This window comes from Streptomyces sp. NPDC002773 (assembly GCF_040295605.1).
Classification (GTDB): domain Bacteria; phylum Actinomycetota; class Actinomycetes; order Streptomycetales; family Streptomycetaceae; genus Streptomyces.
This window is the reverse complement of sequence record NZ_JBEOVO010000004.1, coordinates 320046-342346: the sequence shown is the minus strand read 5'-3', so window position 1 is coordinate 342346 and position 22301 is coordinate 320046. Positions and strand designations below refer to the sequence as shown.

Annotated in this window: 19 protein-coding genes and 1 tRNA gene; 6 read left to right on the top strand and 14 right to left on the bottom strand. The window is 73.4% G+C overall.

Going from position 1 to position 22301, the window contains the following annotated elements; genetic code table 11:
• Nucleotide 1 precedes the first annotated feature (1 nt).
• Genes ABT034_RS08405 through ABT034_RS08390 form a run of 4 tightly spaced genes read right to left on the bottom strand, consistent with a single transcriptional unit; the run spans nucleotide 2 to nucleotide 4079 of the window.
• A complete protein-coding gene (locus ABT034_RS08405; RefSeq protein WP_351212607.1) occupies nucleotides 2-1087 on the bottom strand; it encodes an ABC transporter ATP-binding protein in 1086 nt (361 codons plus the stop codon).
• A 3-nt stretch (nucleotides 1088-1090) separates the two neighbouring features.
• Nucleotides 1091-2023, bottom strand: a complete 933-nt coding sequence (locus ABT034_RS08400; protein ID WP_502972839.1) for an ABC transporter permease — start codon at nucleotides 2021-2023, stop codon at nucleotides 1091-1093.
• Nucleotides 2011-2961: an ABC transporter permease gene (locus ABT034_RS08395; protein ID WP_351212605.1), complete on the bottom strand. Its 951-nt coding sequence runs from the start codon at nucleotides 2959-2961 to the stop codon at nucleotides 2011-2013. The genes ABT034_RS08400 and ABT034_RS08395 overlap by 13 nt, the downstream gene beginning before the upstream one ends.
• The gene (locus tag ABT034_RS08390; RefSeq protein ID WP_351212655.1) at nucleotides 2961-4079 is read right to left on the bottom strand and encodes an ABC transporter substrate-binding protein; all 1119 of its coding nucleotides are present in this window, start codon (nucleotides 4077-4079) and stop codon (nucleotides 2961-2963) included. The genes ABT034_RS08395 and ABT034_RS08390 overlap by 1 nt, the downstream gene beginning before the upstream one ends.
• 296 nt (nucleotides 4080-4375) lie before the next feature.
• Here ABT034_RS08390 and ABT034_RS08385 point away from each other — a divergent pair, with 296 nt between their 5' ends.
• Nucleotides 4376-5125, top strand: coding sequence for a GntR family transcriptional regulator (locus ABT034_RS08385; protein WP_351212603.1), 750 nt, complete (start codon nucleotides 4376-4378; stop codon nucleotides 5123-5125).
• Between the two features lie 78 nt (nucleotides 5126-5203).
• Here the strand turns inward: ABT034_RS08385 and ABT034_RS08380 are convergent.
• Nucleotides 5204-5288, bottom strand: a tRNA-Leu gene (locus tag ABT034_RS08380).
• 184 nt (nucleotides 5289-5472) lie between these two features.
• On the opposite strand from ABT034_RS08380, the gene ABT034_RS08375 reads away from it, so the two are divergent.
• Nucleotides 5473-6144: a DUF2278 family protein gene (locus tag ABT034_RS08375; RefSeq protein WP_351212601.1), complete on the top strand. Its 672-nt coding sequence runs from the start codon at nucleotides 5473-5475 to the stop codon at nucleotides 6142-6144.
• Between the two features lie 28 nt (nucleotides 6145-6172).
• Here the strand turns inward: ABT034_RS08375 and ABT034_RS08370 are convergent, their stop codons facing one another.
• From ABT034_RS08370 to ABT034_RS08360, 3 genes are all read right to left on the bottom strand, one after another.
• The gene (locus tag ABT034_RS08370) at nucleotides 6173-6472 is read right to left on the bottom strand and encodes a hypothetical protein (protein ID WP_351212599.1); all 300 of its coding nucleotides are present in this window, start codon (nucleotides 6470-6472) and stop codon (nucleotides 6173-6175) included.
• Nucleotides 6473-6602: 130 nt separating this feature from the next.
• Nucleotides 6603-8090 carry a SulP family inorganic anion transporter gene (locus ABT034_RS08365; protein ID WP_351212653.1) on the bottom strand — a complete coding sequence of 496 codons (1488 nt, stop codon included), beginning with the start codon at nucleotides 8088-8090 and terminating at the stop codon, nucleotides 6603-6605.
• A 224-nt stretch (nucleotides 8091-8314) separates the two neighbouring features.
• Nucleotides 8315-9190 (bottom strand): oxygenase MpaB family protein, encoded by an 876-nt coding sequence (locus ABT034_RS08360; RefSeq protein ID WP_351212597.1) that lies wholly within the window; start codon nucleotides 9188-9190, stop codon nucleotides 8315-8317.
• A gap of 215 nt (nucleotides 9191-9405) precedes the next feature.
• Between ABT034_RS08360 and ABT034_RS08355 the strand changes: the two genes are divergently transcribed.
• Nucleotides 9406-11124 (top strand): PP2C family protein-serine/threonine phosphatase, encoded by a 1719-nt coding sequence (locus ABT034_RS08355; protein ID WP_351212595.1) that lies wholly within the window; start codon nucleotides 9406-9408, stop codon nucleotides 11122-11124.
• A 35-nt stretch (nucleotides 11125-11159) separates the two neighbouring features.
• On the opposite strand, the gene ABT034_RS08350 is transcribed toward ABT034_RS08355, so the two are convergent.
• From ABT034_RS08350 to ABT034_RS08325, 6 genes are read right to left on the bottom strand one after another with little or no spacing between them, the layout of a single operon-like run.
• Entirely contained in the window at nucleotides 11160-11744 is a 585-nt protein-coding gene (locus tag ABT034_RS08350; RefSeq protein WP_351212593.1) for a GAF domain-containing protein, read from the bottom strand.
• A gap of 25 nt (nucleotides 11745-11769) precedes the next feature.
• A complete protein-coding gene (locus ABT034_RS08345) occupies nucleotides 11770-12612 on the bottom strand; it encodes a S8 family peptidase (protein ID WP_351212591.1) in 843 nt (280 codons plus the stop codon).
• On the bottom strand, nucleotides 12609-16241 hold the full coding sequence (locus tag ABT034_RS08340; RefSeq protein WP_502972838.1) for an adenylate/guanylate cyclase domain-containing protein: 3633 nt from the start codon (nucleotides 16239-16241) through the stop codon (nucleotides 12609-12611). Before ABT034_RS08340 ends, ABT034_RS08345 begins: the two co-directional genes overlap by 4 nt.
• A 40-nt stretch (nucleotides 16242-16281) precedes the next feature.
• Nucleotides 16282-16488 carry an aroma-sacti cluster domain-containing protein gene (locus ABT034_RS08335; RefSeq protein WP_351212587.1) on the bottom strand — a complete coding sequence of 69 codons (207 nt, stop codon included), beginning with the start codon at nucleotides 16486-16488 and terminating at the stop codon, nucleotides 16282-16284.
• Entirely contained in the window at nucleotides 16485-17147 is a 663-nt protein-coding gene (locus ABT034_RS08330; protein ID WP_351212585.1) for an iron-containing redox enzyme family protein, read from the bottom strand. The genes ABT034_RS08335 and ABT034_RS08330 overlap by 4 nt, the downstream gene beginning before the upstream one ends.
• A gap of 16 nt (nucleotides 17148-17163) precedes the next feature.
• Nucleotides 17164-18249, bottom strand: a complete 1086-nt coding sequence (locus ABT034_RS08325; protein WP_351212583.1) for a radical SAM protein — start codon at nucleotides 18247-18249, stop codon at nucleotides 17164-17166.
• Between the two features lie 623 nt (nucleotides 18250-18872).
• Here ABT034_RS08325 and ABT034_RS08320 point away from each other — a divergent pair.
• From ABT034_RS08320 to ABT034_RS08310, 3 genes are read left to right on the top strand one after another with little or no spacing between them, the layout of a single operon-like run.
• On the top strand, nucleotides 18873-20072 hold the full coding sequence (locus ABT034_RS08320; protein WP_351212581.1) for a glycosyltransferase: 1200 nt from the start codon (nucleotides 18873-18875) through the stop codon (nucleotides 20070-20072).
• Nucleotides 20044-21015, top strand: coding sequence for a DUF6895 family protein (locus ABT034_RS08315; RefSeq protein WP_351212579.1), 972 nt, complete (start codon nucleotides 20044-20046; stop codon nucleotides 21013-21015). The genes ABT034_RS08320 and ABT034_RS08315 overlap by 29 nt, the downstream gene beginning before the upstream one ends.
• Nucleotides 21012-22301, top strand: coding sequence for a radical SAM protein (locus ABT034_RS08310; RefSeq protein WP_351212577.1), 1290 nt, complete (start codon nucleotides 21012-21014; stop codon nucleotides 22299-22301). The genes ABT034_RS08315 and ABT034_RS08310 overlap by 4 nt, the downstream gene beginning before the upstream one ends.

The following is a 22301-nucleotide window of genomic DNA, read 5'->3' as shown; positions in this document are numbered from 1 at the left end:
CTCACCGCTCCGCCCTCGGCGCGACGAGCACGGGGTGGGGGACGAGGCCGAGGGTGACGCGGGCACCGGGGGCGAGGGTGGCCGCTTCCCGGGAGGGCAGGTCCGCCGTGACCCGCGTACCGGCGTGGTCGACGTGGACGCGGGTCACGGAGCCGAGGAACGAGGTGGCGGCCACCGTCGCGTCGCCGTCGGGGGTCTCGGTTACGGTGACGTTCTCGGGGCGGACGAGGACGTCGACCTCGGGGGTGGTCGGGGCGTCGCCGTCGACGGGCAGCCGGGCGCCGGCGACCTCGACGAGGCCGGAGTCGGTCAGGCGGCCCGGGAGCCGGTTCATGGTGCCGACGAACTCGGCGACGAAGGCGGTCGCGGGCCGCCGGTAGAGCTCGGCGGGGGCGGCGCACTGCTCGAGCCGGCCGGCGTTGAGGACGGCGACGCGGTCCGCCATGGACAGCGCCTCCTCCTGGTCGTGGGTGACGAAGACCGTGGTGATGCCGAGGGAGAGCTGGAGGCGCCGGATCTCCTCCCGCAGGCTGAGGCGGACCTTGGCGTCGAGCGCGGACAGCGGTTCGTCGAGGAGCAGGACGCGGGGCCGCAGCGCGAGGGCGCGGGCCAGCGCCACCCGCTGCTGCTGGCCGCCGGACATCTGGTGCGGGTAGCGGTCGGCGTGCTGGGGAAGGCCGACGAGGTCGAGGAGTTCGGCGGCCCGCTCGCGCCGCTCGGCCGCCTTGACCTTCCGTACGCGCAGGCCGAAGGCGACGTTGTCGGCGGCGGTGAGGTGGGGGAAGAGGCTGTACGACTGGAAGACCATGCCGGCGTCGCGCCGGTTCGCCGGGACGTGGGTGATGTCGGCGCCGTCGACGAGGACCTCTCCGGCGTCGGGCCGTTCGAAGCCGGCGAGGACCCGGAGCGCGGTGGTCTTGCCGCAGCCCGACGGGCCGAGGAGGGCGAGGAGTTCACCCGGCTCGACGGTCAGGTCGAGTCCGTCGAGTGCGGTGGTGGCGCCGAACGTACGGCGCAGGCCCCGGAATTCGACGCGCGCCCCGCCGACCGCGACGGGCCCGGTCCGTTCCGCTGTAGCTGTGGACATGGGTCAGGACTCCTTGCGGGAGGAACGGGGGGCGCCGGGCGTGCTGGTCGGTGCTGTCCCGGCCCGGGAGAGGGTGAGCAGCAGGAGCCAGGTGATGACCAGGCTGAGGAGGGAGACGGCCACGGACATCCGGGCGTGCGCTCCGGAGATGGAGACGATCCACACCGCGAACGGCTGGAAGCCGAGCAGTGAGGCGATGGTGAACTCGCCGAGGACCAGGGCGAGGGTGAGGAACGCGGCGCCGGCGAGCGAGGCGCGCAGGTTGGGCAGGATGACGCGGACCATCACGTACGGCCAGCTCGCCCCGCAGTTGCGGGCGGCCTCGACGAGGGTGGGGACGTCGACGGCGCGCAGTCCGGCCTCGAGGGAGCGGTACACGAACGGCAGGGCCATGACCGTGTAGGCGAGGACGAGGACGACGGGGAAGTCCTCGTTCTGGACGGCGAGGAACGTCTGGTAGAGCGGGGTGCGCGAGAGGTGGTCGGGTCCCCAGCGCAGTACGGTGCTGATTCCGGTGACCAGCGCGATCGGGGGCACCACGAGCGGCAGCATGCACATCACCTCGACGACCGGCCGCAGCCGGGGCGCGCCGAGCCGTACGGCCACCAGGGCGGGCACGGCGAGCAGCAGGGCGAGGACGATGGTCGCGGCGGCCAGGCCGAGGGAGAGCAGCAGGCTCTCGGTGAATCCGTCGGCGGCGAGGAGCTCGGTGTAGGCCGTGAAGGAGATCCCCTGGCCGGGGGTGTGCACGGTGAACACGAACGAGGCGATCAGCGGGATCAGGAAGTAGGCGCCGCCGAGGCCGAGGACGGCGCCTCGCCACAGGCGGGGCCGGTGCCGCCGTTTCCGCACGGGTCGTGCCCGCGGCGCCGTCGGTGCCGTGTCCGTGGCGGGCTTCGGGGCGGCCTCCTGGACGGTGGGGGTCATCGCAGCCATCGGGCGCTCCTGCGCTGGAGGGGGAGGTGGACGGCCATGACCAGGCCCGCGATCAGGATCATGTCGAGGCCGAGGGCGAGGGCGACGTTCTCCTGGCCGACGAGGACGTTCCCGGAGAGCGCGTCCGCGATCTTGAGGGTGACCAGGGGGACGGAGCCGCCGACGAGCGCCGCCGCGGTGGCGTGCGCGGCGAACGCGCTGCCGAAGAGCAGCACGAACCCGCCGAGCAGGGACGGTGCGAGGACCGGGATGCCGACGTGGCGCCAGTACTGCCATCCGCCGGCGCCCGCGTTCTGCGCGGCCTCCCGCCACTGGGGCCGCAGGCCGTCGAGGGCGGGGAGGATCACCAGGACCATGAGGGGGACGAGGAAGTACAGGTAGACGACGGCGAGGCCGGTGAACGAGTACAGGTTCCAGCCGAGGCCGCCGAGGTCGGCGAGCTGGGTGACGACCCCCGAGATGCCGAGCGTCGCGATGAACGCGAAGGCGAGCGGGACGCCGCCGAAGTTGGCGAGGACCCCGGATGCGGTCTGTACGGCTTCGCGCAGGGCCCGGGAACGGGAGGTGACGACGGCCTGGGCGATGAGGACGCCGAGGACGGAGCCGATGAGGGCGGTGAGCGCGGAGAGCTGCACGCTGCCGACGAGGGAGCCCAGGTAGGGCCCTTGGAGCGAGCGGCTCAGGTGCTCGCCGGTGAGGGTGGCGGCGCCGGTGGCGGGGTCGGTGCGGGTCACGGCGCCGTGGAGCAGGGCGCCGAGGGGCAGTCCGAAGCAGAGCCCGGTGAAGGCGATCAGCGGGAGCGCGGCGAGCCAGGTGCGCGGGCCGCGCCGCCGGCGGCGGGTGCCGCCGGCGGGTCCCGAGAGGGTGGCGCCCTCGGTGGGGGTGGCGCCCTCGGTGGGGGTGGCTCCCGTGGTGGGGGTGGAGGAGGCGGTGGGCATCAGGAGACGGCCTTGTCCCACTTCTCGGCGAGGGTGGCCTTGGCCTGGTCGAGCTCGGCGGAGGCCGGGAAGGCGGGGGTGCCGACGACGGCGGGCAGCTTGGCGACGAAGGTCTTGTCGGCGGTGCCGTCGGCGGTCATGGCCGGGAGCAGCACGGGGCGGGCGTAGCCCTTGAGCCAGAGGTTCTGGCCCTCGGCGCTGTAGAGGTACTCCATCCACAGGCGGGCGGCCGCGGGGTGCGGGGCGTCCTTGTTGATGGCCTGGGAGTAGAACTGGGCGTACACGCCGTCGGCCGGGACGGTGACCTGCCAGTCGACGCCCTTGCCCTTGAACTGGTCGGCGTAACCGGCGTTGAGGTAGTCCCAGTCGATGCTGATGGGCGTCTCGCCCTTCTCGACCGTGGCCGGGGTGGACTCGACGGGGATGTAGTTCCCGCTCTTCCTGAGCTTGCCGAAGAAGTCGATGCCGGGCTGGATGTCGGCGAAGGAGCCCTTGTTGGCGAGGGCCGCCGCGTACACGCCGCCGAAGGCCGAACCGGACTTGGTGGGGTTGCCGTTGAGGGCGACCTTGCCCTTGTACTCGGGCTTCAGGAGGTCGGCGAAGGTCTTCGGGCAGTTCGGGACGCGCTTGGCGTCGCAGCCGATGGAGACGTAGCCGCCGTAGTCGTTGTACCAGCGGCCGGCCTCGTCCTTCTGGCCTGCCGGGATCTTGTCCCAGGCCTCGACCTTGTACGGGGCGAAGAGGCCTTCCTCGGCGCCGCTGCGGGCGAAGGCGATGCCGAGGTCGAGGACGTCGGGGGCACGCTTCTGGCCCTTGCGGGACTTGACGGCGGCGATCTCGTCGGCGCTCGCGGCGTCCGGGTTCTCGCTCTCGATCTTGATGCCGTACTTCGTCTCGAACGTCTTGATCAGTTCGCCGTAGTTGGCCCAGTCCGGCGGCAGCGCGATGACGTGGAGGGCGCCCTCCTGCTTCGCGGCCTTGACGAGGGCGTCCATGCCGCCGAAGTCCTTGGCCGACGCGGCGGTGGCCGCCTTCGCGCCACCGCCCTTGGCGCCGGTCGCGCCCTCGGGTGCGGCACCGCAGGCGGTGACGGTGGTGAGGACGGCGGCGCCGAACAGGACGGCGGCACCGCGGACGGGGGTTCTGCGCACGGGTTCTCCCAGAGGCGAGTGAGGGCACTTGTCTGAACAAGCCGCCCTTAGTTCGCCCGTACATCCTGTCCACCACATGAACGGGACATGACGGATCGCGCACGGCTCCCGGAAGAGCCGGGGGCAGCGAACGCCAGGTCAGGCGGGCGTACTTGAGGCCGTACCTTCAGGGCACTCCCCCACCGTCCGCCGGGTTAGGGTGGGCGCCGGAACAGCACACGGCGTGACCGGTGTGCGCAGCCACGCGCGAGAATGGGGATGCCGTGTCGGCGCTCTACGTGGAGATCGCGGAGGGGATCCGCCGATCGATCCTCAGCGGCGAGTACGCCGTCGGCGCCCGCCTGCCCTCCGAGAGCGACCTCGCCGTCCGCTGGTCGGCGTCGCGTGGCACGGTCCGGCAGGCCGTTGCCCTGCTCACCTCGGAAGGCCTGATCGGCTCGCGCCAGGGCGCCCGCCGCATCGTGCTCCGCCGGGAGCGGCGGCACAGTTTCGCCGAGCTCCACAGCTTCGCCCAGTGGGCCCGGGCCATGGGCTATCAGGCGACGAGCCGCTTCCTCCACCGCGTACGCCGCAGGGCCACGCCCGAGGAGGCGGGCCGGCTCGCCGTACCCGAGGGGGCCGCCGTCCTGGACGTCCTGCGGCTGCGGCTCCTGGACGGCGAACCGGTCATGGTGGAGCGCACCGCGTACGCGGCCTGGGTCGCCCCCACCGTGGAGGCCCTCCCGCTCGACTGCGCCTCGATCATGGACAGCATGGCGGAGCGGGCCGGGATCGTCGCCCACTACGGTGAGCACCTGATCGACGCGGTACCCGCCGGGAGCGACGACGCCCGGCTCCTGCGGGTCCGCCGGGGAAGTCCCCTGCTGCGCCAGCGGCACCTCACCAGCAACCCGGACGGCCGCCCCATCGAGTGGACCGAGGACCGCTACCGGGCGGGCAGCGTCACGTTCAACGTGAGCAACTCGGTGGGCACGGCCCCGCTGGTCCGGGACCCCGGCGCGCTGCTCATGTGACGCCGGGGCGCGGCGGCCGGAAACGCCGCAGTGGTGGCCGGGATCTCTCCCGATCACCACTGCGAGGGTGAAACGTCGTGTCCAAGGGGGGACTTGAACCCCCACGCCCGATAAAGGGCACTAGCACCTCAAGCTAGCGCGTCTGCCATTCCGCCACTTGGACAAGGTGTGCGTCGTCCCCCTGGGTGATCATCCGCGGGGGCGACGGAGATGAATATATCAGGGGTCAGGCGTGCGATTCATCTGCGTTTCCCGTGGTCAGCGCGGTGGAGAGGCGTGCCGACGACCCGTGTACGGTGCGTGACCGCCGACATGCCCACCGTGTCCGTGGATGCTTCACTCGCGGTATGCCTTTCGACAGCTACGGCGTGCTCGCGGGAACCCTCTACCGCCACTTCCGCGACCAGCCGGACAGCCAGGGCCGCTGGTTCCACGTCAATCTGGAGGTGGACGCGCCCGACGGGCGCTACCACTGCGCCATCGACGTCGACAGCCACAAGTCCAACGTGGGCGTGCGGTGGAAGACCTTCACCCTGGAAGCGGGGCTGATCGGCCCGGCCGCGGCCCTCGCACCGGGCTACCACGACCTCGCCTCCACGCCCGGCTCCGGGGCGCTCGACTATCTGCGCCACCCGGAGCTGGTGGACCGCGCCGGCGTCCTGTTCCAGCGCCGCCCACCGTCCTGGCTGCGGGACCTCCTCGATCTGCTCGGCTCGCGGCCCTGGCACGCGGGCTCCAACGTCGACGCCTCCGACGCGCTGGAACCGATGCTGGTGCCGGGCCGGCGGATCCTCGTCTTCGGCGAACCGTTCGACGACGATCCCGAGGGAGACCTCGGCATGCACAACATCCACCAGAACCAGGGCGATCCGGCCGGCTCCCAGTGGTGGGCGGAGAACGGGATCTGGCAGGACGGAGCCACGCTCACCCAGCGCCCCGACGGCCGGTACGACGTCTTCCTGAACGCGTTCTCCAGCCAGGCGGGACGTACGGACAGCGCGGGTCACCCCACGGGGTGAGCACCGGCGGCGCTACGGGCGGACGCCGTCACCGGCCGGCCGCGAGCGCGCCGAGGCCCTTGCTCAGGTCCTCCCGGTCCATGACCGGCGTGTACGAGATCTTGGCGCCGAGTTCCATGAAGAAGGGCTCGGAGATCTTCGGCATCCGGGAGGGATCGGCCAGGTCGAAGAAGAGGTACGCCGTCCGGCAGCCGTTCTCGGCGCCGAAGTAGGCGGCTTCGGGACGGAGCTCGCTCAACGCGCTCTCCATCAGCTTCTGCAGGGTGCCCTGCCTGATGGCCTCGTTGGAGGCCATGGTGTCCATCTGAACTTTCAGCAGCATGCGCATGGCGCGGCCTTTCGCGACCGGGCAGGCGCGCCGTTCGGGTACGCCCTCGACACCCGGACGCCCTTCGTTCCAGCGTCCTCCCTCCCTGACGGCTGGACCACTCGGGCGGCAGAAGGGGCCGTCCTGCCGGTCAGTGGCCCGCGAGTTCGCCGGTGAGCCTGCCGTGGAGGTCGGCGCTGGAGTGGTTGAGGCCCGTGATCTCGACGGTCTTGCCGCGCTGGGCGTACTTGATCTCGATGGCGTCGAGGGCGGCGACGGAGGAGGCGTCCCAGATGTGGGCGGCGGAGAGGTCGATCACGATCTTGTCCGGGTCGCCCGCGTAGTCGAACCGCCCGACGATGTCGTTGGAGGAGGCGAAGAACAGTTCGCCGGTGACCCGGTAGACGGCGGTGGCGCCGTCGGGGGCGGTCACGGGGGTGACCTCGGCGACGTGGGCGACACGCTTGGCGAAGATGACCATGGCGGTGATCGAGCCGACGACGACGCCGACGGCGAGGTTGTGGGTGGTCACGACGCAGACGACGGTGATCACCATGACGGCGATCTCCCCGGCGGGCATCCGCCGGAGCGTCTTCGGGGCGACGGAGTGCCAGTCGAAGGTCGCGAACGTCACCATGATCATGACGGCGACCAGGGCGGCCATCGGGATGTCGGAGACGACCGGCCCGAACACGACGCACAGCACCATCAGGAACGCGCCGGCGAGGAACGTCGACAGACGGGTACGGGCGCCGGAGACCTTCACGTTGATCATCGTCTGCCCGATCATGGCGCAGCCGCCCATGCCGCCGAAGAAGCCCGTGACGATGTTCGCGATGCCCTGGCCGACGGACTCGCGGGTCTTGTCGGAGGGGGTGTCGGTGAGGTCGTCGACGAGCTTGGCGGTCATCAGCGATTCCATCAGGCCGACGAGCGCCATGGCGAAGGCGTACGGGGCGATGGTGGTCAGGGTGTCCAGGGTGAACGGCACGTCGGGCAGGCCCGGTACCGGCAGGGAGGAGGGCAGGGCGCCCTTGTCGCCGACGGTCGGTACGGCGATCCCGGCCGCGACGGTGATCGCCGTGAGGATGACGATCGAGACGAGCGGCGCCGGGACGACGCTCGTGATCCTCGGGAAGAACACCATGAGCGCGAGACCGCCCACGACCAGCGGGTACACGGCCCACGGCACGTTCCGCACCTCGGGGACCTGGGCCATGAACATCAGGATCGCGAGCGAGTTGACGAAGCCGACCATCACCGAGCGGGGGATGAACCGCACCAGCCTCGCCACCCCGAGCGCGCCGAGCACGACCTGGAGGACACCGGCGAGGACGACCGCGGCGACCAGGTAGCCGAGACCGTGCTCACGGTTCAGCGGGGCGATCACCAGGGCGACGGCGCCGGTGGCCGCGGAGATCATCGCGCGGCGGCCTCCGACGACGGAGAGGACGGCGGCCATCGTGAACGAGGAGAACAGCCCGACCGCCGGATCGACACCGGCGATGATCGAGAACGAGATCGCCTCGGGGATCAGCGCGAGCCCGACCACCAGGCCGGCCAGCACCTCGGTGCGCCAGACCTTCGGATCACGCAGCCAGTCGGGCTTCAGACCACGCAGGTACGCGGCCGGGGACACGGCGGAAGCGGCAGAGGACAAAGAACGGAAACCTGTCGGGCTCGGGCACACCCCCCGGTCGGCGGGCCGGGGGTTGTGCGGGGCGCCTCGGCGGGCCGGGGCGTGCGGGACGCGGAGACGCCGGGGGCCCCATCGGCCCCGACACGTCATCGGGGAGGCGGCGGCGCGCCACTCTCACCCGCGGCAACTCTACCGGCCGTACGGAACCCGCCGTCGTGCGCCGGTCACGCCCGTGGGGGCGGAGGGGCCATGATCACCCAGCGGAGGGCGCCGGTGATCGCCCGGCCTCCCGGCCGGGCCAGCGGCAGCATCAGCCGGGTGGTGGCCGGCGGGTCCAGGGCCGCCCGCGCCCAGGCGGGCAGCAGCTCGACCGCCGCGGCCGCCAGGAAGCGGTAGGGGAACCTGGCGAGCGCCGGCAGCGGTGGTTCCGACAGCAGGAAACGGGCCGCCGCCCGGGACGCGGGCGTGGCCCGCAGCTCGGGCCGGTACTCGGTCAGGCGAGCCGTGAGTGCGGCGAGGGTCCCGGGCGGGCGCTCCACCCCCAGGCGCCGCGCCACCTGGGCCATGTCGGCCACGTACCCGTCCGCCGCGACCGGGCCGAGCGGAGCCCGTCCGTACCGTTGGTGGGCGCGGAGGAAGCAGGCCGTCTCGGCGACGTGCACCCAGCCGAGGAGGTGGGGGTCCGAGGCGTGGTACGGCACGCCCTCGGGCGTCGTTCCGTGGATGCGGCCGTGCACCTCCCGTACCCGTGCCACGGCGGCTTCCGCGTCGTCGCTGGTCCCGAACGTCGTGACGGCCAGGAACGTGCTGGTCCGCTGGAGACGCCCCCACGGGTCCCCCTGGAAGCCGGAGTGGGCCGCGACCGCCGCCATCGCGGTCGGGTGCAGGGACTGGAGCAGGAGGGCGGCGAGGCCGCCGATGTACATGGACGCGTCCCCGTGCACGACCCGGATGGGACGGTCGGGGCCGAACCAGCGCGGGCCGGGGGTGCCGTGGATGCGCGCCCGTTTCCGGTGCGCCTCGGGGCCCGCGACCCGGTGGAGCAGGGACTCACCGGCTCGCTCCCGCAAGGCGCCGACGCACGACGGTGACCGAGGCACACCTTCAGTATGGCTCGGCACGCTGGGTGGCCGTCACCCGTATGCCCGGCGCCCGCCGCGCATGAAGCGGTCGGCGGCGGGCAGCCGCCCCCTGGCGGTCGGCGCCCTGGCGCCCGTACAGCCGCCGCCGCCGGTCGAGTGGTCAGCGGAACCGAGCGATGTGCCGCCGGTGCTCGGAGGCAAGCGGTACGTCACGTGGTACTCGGAGGCGATCGATGAGCTTTCCCCTGCCCGACAGCGTGCACGCCCTGAAGGGCATGATCGGCCGTGAGGTCACCGCCCTGCGCGCGACGGTACGCCGGAACACGGAACGGCCCCTGGGCGGAACGACCGGCGCCGAGATGGCGTCGCCGTTGCAGTCCCTTGCGGTGCTTCCGCCCTCCGCGGAGATGGACGGGGCGACGCGGTGCCTGTGCAGCACCCACGAGCCGGGCGGCAGCGGGATCTGCTCGGTGCTCGCCGCGATCCCGGTCTCCGCCGTGCTGCTCGAACCGGTGGGGGACGCGTCGGGCTCCGTCCTGGACTTCCGGATCGTGGCCGGCAACCGGGTCCGGTCGGCGGACTGGCTGGAGGCGCCGGACCACCAGGTCGGCCAGCGGTTCCTGGAGGCCCGGCCGGGCGCGGCGAACTCGGGTCTGCTCGCCGCCCTCGCGGACGTCGTGGACTCCGGCAAACCCCTCGACGGGCTCGTCGTCGACTACACGGAGCAGCGGCTCGGCCGGATCCACCGCGCTCCGCTGCTGTACTCCGCGGCCCGCTGCGGCGAACAGGTCCTCGCGACGTGGCGGCCCGTGCAGAGCCAGGCGGAGCTGCTGACGATCGACGCCCAGTTCCTGGCGTCGATGGGCTGGGGGAACTGGGACCTGCTCTCCGGGAAGGTGACCTGGTCGGAGGGGCTGAGCCGGATCTTCCACGCCGATGTGCGCATGCCGTGGACCCTGGACCAGTTGTGCGACGCGCTGCTGCCGGACGACCTGACGGCGTTCTCCGAGTTCCTCACGTCGGTCCTCGCGGGCGAGGAGCCCGCCTGGACCCGGATCCGTTTCGTGGTCCTGGGCGAGCTTCGTACGCTCGACCTCCTCGGGCGGCCCGTCACCGGTACGGACGGCAGGACGTGGGCCGTCAACCTGGTGGCCCGCGACCTCACCCCGCAGATCCGCAGTCGGCGACGGCTCGCCGAGACGGAGCGGGAGTCGGACCGGCTGCGCCGGCAGACCGAAGCGGAACGGAGGGTCGCCGACGCGCTGCGCGAGGCGATCCTTCCCACGCACTCGGAGGCGCTGGCGGCGGTCGGCCTCACCGTGGCCGCCTCCTACCGGCCGGCCGAGCCCGACGCGGCGGTGGGCGGCGACTGGTACAAGTGCCGGCTGCTCTCGGACGGCCGGGTGCTCGTGGCGATCGGCGACGCGTCGGGGCACGGTCTGGACGCCGTCGCGCGGATGGCGCAGCAGCGGCACGCGCTGGCGGGCCTCGCGCAGACGGGTTCGTCCGCCGGGGAGATCACGACCTGGATGAACGACCTGGTGTGCAGCGATCCCGCGGGGCAGACGGCCACGATGGTGGCCGGCCACCTCGACGACGACAAGGTCCTGCACTGGGCCGACGCGGGCCACCCCGCGCCGCTGCTGCTGCGCGACGGGCGCGCCGAGCCGCTGGCGACGGAGCAGCGCGGCCCGCTCCTCGGCGCGCTGCCGGGGTACGCGTACGAGACCTCGTCGACCCCGCTCCTGCCGGGCGATCTGCTGGTGCTCTACACCGACGGCATGGTCGAGCGCCGGGACGAGGACGTGACCGTGGGCATCGACCGGCTCGCCCGCGCGGTGGAGGCGTCGTCGACCGCGGCCCCCCAGCAGGTGATCGACACCCTGCTGGCGGATCCGGAGATCGCGGGCCAGGGGGACGACGCGTGTGTGCTTGCGATCCGGGTGGAGTGAGGACGCCCGTCGGGGACAGCCGCGGTCAGGGTCGGTCAGTCGCCGAGGAGGCGGCGGGCCTCCGAGAGGAGGCGGAGGAGTTCGGTGCGGGAGGGGTCGTCGGGGGCTTCCGGGGCTTGCAGGCGCCGTGTGTGGGTGACGAGGACGTTCAGGGCGACGGCGGCCTGACGGGCGAAGAGGCACAGCAGGTCGAGTTCCGTCAGGCTGGACCGGGCCTGCGGGGACGGGTCGAGTACCTCGAGGACGCCGAGGACGCGGTTCCCGTGGATGAGGGGGGCGGCCATCAGCGCGTTCGGGACGTACCCGGTGGACTCGGCGATGTCCCGGTCGAAGGGCGCGCTGTCGTGCAGGTCGTCGACCACCATCGGCTCCCCCGACGCGGCCACCCAGCCGGCGATCCCCCGTCCGGCCGGGAACCGCCGGCCGACCAGGAAGCCCTGGCCCTGCCCGGACACGGCCTCGAAGACGAGCTCGTCCGCCGCGGCCTCCAGGAGCATGATGGAACTCGCCTGGGCGCCGAAGAGGGCGCGCGCGGTGTCCACCACCGACTGCAGCAGCTCCTGCATGGCCGGATCGGGTTGGCGTGCCGCGGACGCGACGGGGGTGATCGTCTGGGCCATGGGGGTTCCCTTCCGGCGCCGGTCGTTACCGGCGCCCGTGGACACGGACGTTGGCTGCGGACAGGTACAGGGCGTTCTTCAACTGGAACGGCGTCAGCCGGGGGTGGCTCGACAGGATCCGCGCGCAGAGCCCCGCGATGAACGGCGTGGCGAAGCTGTTGCCGGAGCTGCGGATCGACGTGCCGCCGAGCCACGCCACCTGGACCCGCTGGCCCGGGGCGAAGAACTCCACCGGCGGATCGGGGTTGTAGAGGTGGAGGTCCGGGTCGTCCTCCTGGTGGCTGCCCACCGAGATCACCGAGGAGAACCGCCAGGGAAAGCTTTCCACGTGGGTGTTGTGCGCGGAGGCGACGATCACGGTCTGCTGGAAGTACGCCTCGTCGGCGAGTCGGCGCAGCTCCTCCACGAAACGGTCGCTGCTGGTGGACAGGCTCAGGTTCACCACGTCGAACCGCTGCCGTACGGCCCACCGGATGCCTTCGAGCAGGACGTCGCCGCTGCCGGAGAAACGTTCACCGAGGACCCGGACGCTGGTCAGCTCGCAGTCCGGCGCGGTGCGCCGGATGATCCCGGCGCAGGCGGTGCCGTGACCGCAGGCGTCACCCTCGTCCGTCTCCTCGACATGGACCCCTTCGTCGTCCTTGAAGACGCGCCACGACCCGTCGACCGGGCCGACCATGGGGTGGTCCCGCTCGACACCCGAGTCGACGACGCAGACGCGGATGCCGCGGCCCGTACCGCCGAGGAGGCCGAGGCCGTCCTCGGGCGCGTCCGGGGGCCCGTCGGCCTCCACGGGTACGTCGGCGGGGCCGCGCCCGCGCAGTCCCCAGGTGAGTCCGGGCGTCGTCGGTGGCCGCAGGGTCGTCATCGTGGTGCCTCCTCTCCGGCGTCGGTGGGCCGTTCGACGGCGTGGCGGGGGTGGGGGTCGGCGGCGGGCTCGGGCCGGTGGGCTCCCGCCGTACCCGGCGTACGCCTCGGGGGCCGGTCCCGGGCGCCCGATGCGTCGGCCTCACGTACGGGGGCTGCCTTGGGGTCGCGTGCGCCGGACGCATCGATGACGCGCACGCGGGGCGCTTCGATTTCTCGTACGCCGGACATCTCGGCTACGGCCTCCGCCTGGCGTGCGGCGGGGAGATGGCCCTTGGCCGCGAAGAAAGTGCGTGCGCGTGTCGCCGCTTCTGCCGCGTCGGCCGGGCGGCCGAGCGCGAGGGCCGTGCGGGCGAGGTCCAGGGCGGCGAGGCCCTGGACGATCGGCGAGTCGGTGCTGCCGGCGGTGGCGAGCGCCCGCGCGGCCAGCCGGGTGGCGGCCGTCGACTGCCCCCGCGCCGCGGCGATCCGGGCGCGCAGGCCGTCGAGGTCGGCCGACTCGGCGCGTGGCCGCGCCGGTTCGTCCCGCTCCTCCCCCTCCAGTTCGGCGAGGGTGCTGTGGGCGGTACGCCAGTCGCCGAGGTCCAGCCGGATGCGGGCGGCGTCGAGCAGTGCACCGTGCAGCAGGCCTGTGGCGCCGAGTTCCCGCGCGGAAGCGGCGGCCCGCTCCAGGCTCAGGAGGGCCTCGTCCGGGCGGCCGGCCAGGTCGGCCACGGTCGCGGCGAAGATCGGCAGGAACGCGTCGGCCTCGGCGTACCCGAGCCGCTTCGCGAGTTGGTCCGCCTCGGCGAGGCAGGCCAGGGCGCCGTCACGGTCGTCGTGGAGGGCGAGGAGCACCGCCAGGGGGCAGTTGAGCGTGAGCCGGACGGCTCGGCGCCCGACCCCTTGGTCGGCGAGGAGTCCACGGCAGCGGGCGATGGCGTCCGCGACGGGTTGGGGGCCCCGCCACAGCGAGACCCCTGTCGCGCCGAGGGCCGCGGCCCGCTCCGGCTCCGCGTCCGCGCGTACCGCGTGGTCGAGCGCACGGGCGAGCAGCCGCTCCGCCGCTCGGTGCCGGCCCTGTTCCTGGGCGCGCTGGGCGAGCCGGAGGCAGGCCTTGGCCTGGCCGAGGTCGTCGCCGGCGGCGGCGAAGACCGGAAGGGTGGCGCCGGCGGCTTCGGCGGCCGACTCGCCCCTCCCTGCGGAGGGCCCGACGGAGGCCAGGGCGAGCCGGGCGTGTGCGGCCTCGACGACGACTTCCGTGACGGGGGTGCCGGTGGCACGGAGCGGTGAGAGACCGGACGGGTCGCCGGGGGCACCGAGTGAGCCGGCGGACGGGTCGCCGGATGCGGCGCCGAACGGGGCGTCGGAAGTGGCGCCGGGCGGGGGACCAGAGGCGGCGTCGGCGGGGGTGCCGGCCGACGCGCCACGGAGCGGGACGCCCGTCGTATCACCGGGCAGGACGCCCGTCGCGCCGTTGCGTGCGGTGTCGGGTGGGGGGGCCGCCTCCGTCAGGACCTCTTCGAGGAGGGTTTTGCCTTCCGGGCCGCGTCCCAGGTCCAGGAGTGTCTGGCCCAGGCGCCGACGGGCCGCCGTGCTGCCCGGTTCGCCCGGTGCGTACCGGGCCGTGGCCCTCGACAGGAGGTCGGCGGCCCATACGGGGTCGGCGTGGGCCAGCGCCAGCCGGCCGGCCTCGGCGAGCGCGTTCGCGGCGCGTCGGCGCAGCCCGTCGGTGTGCGGGTCCTGCGCGCCCAGCTCGACCCGGTAGCGGTACGCGTGTTCCAGGTGGGCGCCGACCGCGGCGCTGCCCCGGTCGCGGACCGAGTCGAGTCGTGCCGCCCGTTCGTGCCGGTCGGCCCGGTCCATCTTGGACTGGCTGGCGTACACGACCTCCTGGATCAGCCCTCCGGCGAAGCGGAACGCCTCGCCGTCCGGCCTGATCAGCCGGTGCAGGACCAGTCGGTGCAGCGTGGCACGGAGTTCGGAACCGGTCCACGCCTCCGCCGGAGGGCCGGCGAGCGCGACCAGTTCCTCCGCGGTGAAGTCGCCGCCCAGGACGGACGCCAGGCCGAGCGCCCGGTGTTCCGGCGGGTCGAGCGCGTCGATCCGGGCACCGATCAGGGCCTGGAGCTGGAGCGGGACGCTCTCCGCGTCGACCGGGTCACCCGCGACCAGCAACTGCTCCAGGTGCAGCGGATTCCCGCCCACCCGTGCCAGGACCCGGGGGTCGAGCGGCTCGCCGCTCGCCGGTCCCCCGGTCAGCTCGGCCGCGAGCAGCTGGGCCTCGGCGTCGGAGAGCCCGCCGAGCGGCACCGCGCCCTCGGCCAGTTCGGGCCGGGTGTCGAACAGTTGGGGGCGGGTGAGGAGAACGATCAGGACGGCGGCGTCCGTCAGTGCGCGCAGCAGCCGGTCGAGCGCCTCGAAGAGCGGCCGCGCCGCCCAGTGGCAGTCGTCGATCACCAGCACGACGGGGCGCGTCGCCGACAGCTCCGCGAGGACCTTGGCCAGCGCCGCGCAGGTGTCCGCCGGCGAGGGGTTGGGCGTCCCGTCCAGGAGCAGACCCCCGTCAAGCAGGTCGAGTTCGGGCGACGGGGTGGGCCTGCCGCCGGTCTTGAGGAGGTCGGCCACGGCGTCGGCGAGCGGTCCGAGGCTGGGCTGTTCGCCACGGGCCCGACAGCGCCCGACTCCGTGGTGCGGACGGCCGGGACCCGGCATGGTCGTGGCCCCCGTGGCCCTCGTGGCCTCCTGCGGGGTCGTAGGCGCCGTCGCGGTCGTCACCAGCGCCGTCGTGGTCGTCACCGGCGTCGTCCTCGTCGCCCGGTGCATCCACTCCCGTACCAGCCTCGTCTTGCCCTGCCCCGCCTCCCCTCCGACCACCAGCCGACCCGCCCGGCGGGTCCGTACCACGCGCTCCAACGCCCCCTTCAGCAGCGTGAGTTCACGAGATCTGCCGACGAAGCCGAGGTCGAAGCGGCGCAGTGCCTCCGGGCCGTCCTCCTCGTCCAGGCCGAGGAGGCGGTACGCGGGGACACGGTCGCTCTTGCCCTTGAGCAGCAGCGGGCCGGTCTCCGTCGTGCGGATGCCCGGCCCGGCTGCGGCCAGGGTGTCGGGGCCGATGAGGATCTCCCCCGCGGCGGCGTTCTGTTCCAGGCGTGCGGCGACGTTGACCGGTTCGCCGGAGACCATCGCCTGGCGCAGGTTCGCCGAACCCGCCACCACCTGCCCGGTGTTGACACCGATGCGCATCTGGAGGCGTACGCCGACGGCCGGTTCGAGACGGGCGTTGAGCCCGGCGAGCGCCTCGCGCATGGCGAGGGCTGCCGCGAGTGCCCGGCGGGCGTCGTCCTCCCGTACGGCCGGCACGCCGAAGACGGCCATCACGGCGTCGCCGATGAACTTCTCCACGGTGCCGCCCTGGTCCTCGATCCGCAGCCGCATCAGGTCGAACCAGCGGAGCGTCACCGAGCGCAGGGTCTCCGCGTCCAGCGCTCCTGAGAGCGCCGTGGAGCCCACCAGGTCGCAGAAGAGGACGGTCACCACCTTGCGGCCGGTCGGTCTGGCCATGACCGGCCCGGGGGTGCTCGGGCTGCCGCACGAAGGGCAGAACCGGGCGCCGGGCGGCAGCTCGCTCCGGCACGAGGCGCAGGACATGGGTTCCTCCGGTGGACACGGGACGGCGGGCGGCCGGGGTTCAGAAGAGGGCGCCGCCCGCGACGTCGGCATGGGCCTGTACCTCGGGGGCCGCCGCGTCGAGCCGCCCTCTGATGTCGACGAGCAGGGCCAGTTCCTCGCGGGTGAGCGCGCGCAGGACCTCGTGCTGCTCGTCGCTGAGGGCGTCGACGTCGAAGCCCGCGGCGGCGAGCGCCTCCAGGGAGGGCGGAGCGGTGTCGTCGGTCACGGGTGTCCTCCTGGGGCCGTGGCGAGGGAGAGGAAGAGCCGGGTGAGCAGATGGGTCGTGTGCAGCGCGCTGACCGAGACGGCGGTCCGCTGGGCGGGGGTCGGCGCGAGTGCGTCGAGTACGCGGTACAGGTCGTCGAGGTGGCCTCCGTCGAGCTCCGCGTGTTCCCTGAGGGTGCGGAACGCGCCGTCGGGGAACCCGGTGCCCGCGGCGAGGCGGTCGGCGAGCCGCGGCCCGGGCGCGTTGCCCTCCAGGACCGCGATGTAGCCGAGCAGGGTGACGGGGTGCTCGTACTCGATCCGGTAGTACTGCGCGCCGGCGAGTTCGACGGCGACGGGGTGCGGCACGGCGTCAGGACCGGCGCCGGTGGCGGCCAGGTCGTCGAGCAGCCAGAGGTCGTGGCCGCGCTCCTCCTCGGCGTGGCGGAGGCAGTACGCCGCCAGGAGCCGCGCGGCCGGGTCGCCCAGCTCGGCGCACCGCGCGGCGGCCCGTTGGAGGAGCGGCACCGAGGCCCGTACGAGCGGATACATGGCGGCGAGGTAGCGCGGGTAGCGCTGCCGCAGGCCGTCCGGTCGCCAGAGGGACGCGATCGCGGCCCGGAGAACGGGCGCGGTGGGTGTCAGCGTGGTCCTGAGGGTGAGGGACGCGGTGGTGTTCATCGGCGGCTCCACGTGTTCATCGGCTGCTCCGCTCCTCTGCGGGAGGCGACTCGACCAGGTGCGCGTAGCGGGCGCAGCCCAGGCGGCGTACCAGGGCGGCGGGTCCTGCGGCCAGCTGCTCCTGGGCGCTGAGCCGGTCGAGCAGTTCGCCGACCCGGCCGCCGGCGTCACGGGCCGCGCCCGCGAGGACCTCGGGGCGGTCGGCGAGTGCGTGGCAGCTGCGGCAGTAGCCGGCCGGGGCGGGCGAGGTCGCGTAACGGGCGTGCAGCCGCTGGGGGCCGACGGCCCGCAGCATCCGCAGTACCGGGGAGCCGAGGGAGCGGGCGCGGACGGCCGGCCAGTCGTCCTCCGCGATGTGGCCGAGCCGCAGGTGCGGGGGAACGGGGCGCCGGTCCACCGTCCACTGGTTGCAGCAGGCCGCCACCGTCCCGTCGAAGGCGACCACCGGCCAGGCGGCGAGGGCGCACGGCGCCGTCAGGGAGCCTCCGGGTCCGGGCGGTGTGCCGCGGACGAGGCCCGCGGCGCGGCCGAGCGGCCGGACCTCGTTGACGAGGAGCGGCACCCGGCCGGCGAAGACGCGGCCGATGTCCGCGACCGCTTCCGCGAGATACGGGTCGTCGGGGCCGGATCCGGTGAGGTGGACGCTGACGGGGGTTCCGGCGTCGAGGACGGACCGCAGGACGCGCAGCACGTCGGCGCGCGGGACCTCGCGCTCGTGGTGGACGTCCAGGCTCGCCGAGAAGTGGTCGAGGGCCGTGATCGCCCGTATGATCCGGTCCGGGACGCGCCCTTCACGGGCGAAGAACATCCCGCTGAGCAGCGCCACCCGGGAACCCGCTGCACGCGCGCGTGCCGCCAGACGGACGACCAGCTCCGGCAGCAGCAGGGGTTCGCCGCCGGTGAGCATGACCACCTCGGGGCGGTCGTCCGTACCGAACGATCCGACGAAGCGCAGGAGTTGCTCGGGGTCGGGCCGTTCGGACACCGACAGGGAGGAGTCGGTGGAGCAGTGCGCGCAGCTCAGGGGGCAGCGGCGGGTGAGCGCCACGAGGAGGCCGCCGCAGGGCACCGGCCGCAGGCCGATCAGCTCCGCCAGGTCCATGTCGCCTCCTCCGTGCGCCTCTGCGCTTGCACGCTGCTCGTTCGCCGCGCGGGGCGCCGCTAGTGCCCTGCGCGCGGCTTCGCTCGTACGTCGCTCGTCGTCGCGCAGGGCGTCGCACGGATCGTGGCGCGGGGCGCCAGACTTCTGGTTCGGGAACGCCTGGTCATCGGTTAATTCGCAGGTCGGGGCGGGTGCGCGGGACCGAGTGTGTCGTACCTCGGCGGGCGCGGCCGGCTCCCCGGAAGACGTTCCGCGCCCGCGTCGTCGCCGTATACCAGCCTCGAACCGACGACCAGGCGTTCCCATACCGAGCGTCCGTACGTTCATTCCCAGCCGGCGCAGCGACGCCGCCGACCAAGGAGGACGAACATGCCCGAGAACACGAACCCGAAGCCCGAGGACGAGGACATCGAGGTCGTCGCCCACAGCGAGGACGAGGAGGCCGAGGCCGGCTGCGTCGTCAACAACTCCAGCGACCTCTCCTGACCGAGATCGCCGAGTTCTGAAGCACCGCGCGGGCCACCCGGTTCTCGGCAGATCGTGCCAGGAGCCGGGGGGCCCGCGGCCCACCCGGGCCCCTTTCCCCCTACCCGCCCGCCACCGCCCGAGGGAGCACGTTCGTCGTGAAGATCCTGCTCTGCCCGCTCAGCGACGGCGGCTACCTCTACCCGGCGATCGCGGCCGGGCGTGAACTACGGCGCCGTGGCCACCAGGTCGGCGTCCTCGGCCGGGCCACCGCCGCGCCCTTCGTGGCGGAGGCCGGACTCCCGTTCGCGGCCGCGGAGGACTACGGCGGACGCCAGGCCTTCTCCGCCACGTGGTGGGGGAAGACCGGCCCGGCGCAGTACCGGGCGACCCTGCGCGCCGCCCGCGACGCGGGCGCCGACGTGCTGGTCACCTCCGTGCTGTGCAACGGCGCCCTGCTCGCCGCCGAGGCCCTGGACGTTCCGGTGGTCGTGATCGGGCTCTCGGTCCATCTCTGGGACTACCGCACGGGCGGCGACGACGAACCGCACCTGGGCAGGACCCGGGCGAGCCGGACCCTCGACAGCCGGGCGATCCACACCGCCACGCGCGAGGAGGTCGGCCTGGCCGGGCGCGCGCCCCGGTGGGACGATCCGCTGCCCGGTGACGCACTGCTGCTCCGCGGGGACCCGGCGCTCGAGTATCCGGGCGCGGAACTCCCCGAGCGCGTACGGCACGTGGGCCCGTTGGCGTGGGAACCGAAGCCCGATCCGGCGGAGGTCGAGGCGGTCGCGGACCACGTGGCACGGTCCGGGAAACCCGTCGTCTACGTCCACCTGGGCCGCTTCTTCGGGGGGAACAGCCTGTGGCCCCGGCTCAACGAGGCGTTCACCGGCGGCCCGTTCCAGGCCGTGGTCGAGCAGGGCCGCTCCACCGAGCCGCGGCCCGCGCCGGACGCCGACATCCTGCTGGTCCGCAAGCCGTGGATGGGCCCGCTCGTCGACCTGGCCGGGATGGTGCTGGCCAACGGCACCTCCGCTCCGGTCCTGGCCGCCCTCCTGCGCGGCCGGCCCCTCGCGCTCTCGCCCAACGGCTCCGAGCAGCCGCTGCTCACCGGCGCCTGCGTACGGGCCGGCGTGGCCGTGTGCGTACCGAACAGCACGTCCGCCGACGATCCGTCGGCGCTCCTCGCGCGGGCGTGGCACGACGACGGTCTGCGGGGTCGCGCCCGTGCGCTCGGCGGCAGGCTGGCCGCACCGGACGGCGCGGCGCGCGCGGCCGACGTCGTCGAGCGCGTCGCCCAGGCATCCGCAACCCCGAAGGAGGACCATGAGTACGCGATCAGCCGGCCTCGATGAGGCCGTGACGAGTCTGTCCGCGGGTGTGCGGCACTGGATCGGGCAGCACGCGGGATACCTCGACTCCCCCGCCGGGCGCGCCGAGTTGCCCGCGACCCCGCGCGTCAAGGCCCTCCTCCAGCTCGCGCTGCTCCGCCGCCACTGGGGACACGCGGTACCCGACGACCCGGCGCTCGCCGGGGTTGCCGGCGTGGTCCAACACGCCTGGGAACGAACGGAGTTCCCGCAGCTCCTCACCCTCGACCGCCGGTACGCGCGGCAGTTCGAGCTGATGTACGCGGGGCTCACACCGTCCGGGGCCGACACCGACGCGCCGCGCGCCGTACTGGCCCGCCTGACGGCCGACGGCTATCTGGCACCGCTACGGAAGTCGCCGTACCTGCATCTGGAGGCCAGGTACTACGCCGATCTCGCGGGCGCCGAGCACCGGTTCGCCCCGTACCGGGAGCTGTACGCGTCCAGCCTGCCGGCCAGGGCCGCCACGCTGCCCTCGGCCGACCTCGACGTGTGCGTGGTCACCCACACCGTCTTCTACCTCAGTGACTTCGGCCTGCGGGACCCCGGCCTGACCGAGGAGGCCCGGGGGCAGCTGCTCGGTGTCGTGGAGCGGCTCACGGAGCACTGCGTGGGGCTCGGCGAATGGGACCTGGTGGGCAAGCTGCTGCTCACCCAGTTCTGCCTGGGCGCGGAGCCGCTGAGCACCCCGTCGGGGGCGACCGGGTTCCGGATGCTCGCCGAGGTCCAGACCCCCGGCGGCGCGATCCCCGGACGGTCCGTCGCCCGGCGGGCGCCGGCGGACGCGACGCCGGTGGACTTCTTCCGGAAGTCCTACCAGGCGACCCTCGTCACGGCGCTCGCCACGCTGATCGCCACGAGCGGCGGACATGGGGCAGGCGGACTCGCCACGGCGGGAGCCTCGACAGCACGGGAGGAGACACGATGACCACGGACCAGGCGACGACCCCGGTCTCGGCCCTGACCACCGAGCGGATCCTGACGACTGAGCGGACCCTGACGACTGAGCGGGCCCCGACCGCGCCGACCCCGGCCACCAGCCCCGTCCCCTCCAGCGCCCGTCTCCTCCGGGGCGAGCGGAACTGGTGGTTCCTCGGGCCCGGCGGGGTGGCCAAGCTCGGTGGCCGGCACGTCACCGACGACGGGACCCTGCGCCCCGAGGCCGCTGACCGGCTGCGCGACAGCGGCATGTTCACTCCCGCCCGCGTACGGGCGTACGCCCTCACCGTCCTCACCAGCACCCACTGCAACCTCGGCTGCGGCTACTGCTTCCAGAACACCGCGCAGGACGCGGCGGGCGGCAGCCGGCCGCCCCGGATCGCCAGGACCCGTCTCTCCTCCGAGACGATCACCTCGATCCTCGGCTTCACCGAGCGGCAGATGGCCGCCGTAGGCCTGGAGAAGCTCAGGATCCTCCTCTTCGGCGGGGAGCCGCTGCTCAATCCGCGCGGTTGTCTGGAACTCCTGGAGCGGGCTGCGGACATCGCGCCGACGTCGGCCTGGATGATCTCCAACGCGACGCTGCTCACCCCGTCGCTCGCGCGGCGGCTCTCCGACCGCGGCCTGACCTCCGTCCAGGTCACCTTCGACGGCGACCGCGCCGATCACGACCGGATCCGGATCGGCAGGGCGGACGGCAGCGGGACCTTCGACAAGATCGTCCGCAACATCGTGAAGGCCTCCGAGGCGACCCCGCTCCAGTGGACCCTGCGGGTGAACGTATCCCAGGAGACCTTCCACGGCGTCGACGCGCTCATCGACCGGCTCGTGGGCGCCGTCGACCCGGCGCGGTGCACCCTGTACTTCGCCCGGGTCGGGGACGTGGGCGTCGGGTACGCCAACAGCCTGCTGCACACCGGTGAACTGTCCGCCGCCTTCACCCGGTGGCAGCGCAGGGCGCTCGACCTCGGCTTCACCGTGAGCCGCCCCGGCGCCCGGAAGACCTGCGTCACCTGCGGTCACGCCGACGGGCGTTACGGGGCGGTGGTGAGCGCCGACGGCACTTTGGCCAGCTGCTGGGAGACCGCGGGAAAGCCCGACTGGGAGGTCGGAACGGTCGCCGACGGCTATCTGCCCGGTGCGGAGACCCGCGACCGCTGGATCGCCTGCCAGGACCTGTACCGCTACGACGAGAACGCGCGGACGCTCGCGCGGTTCCGTGACGTCGTGGACACGGCCCTGCTCGACCATCTGCAGGAGACGGGGCGCCTGTAG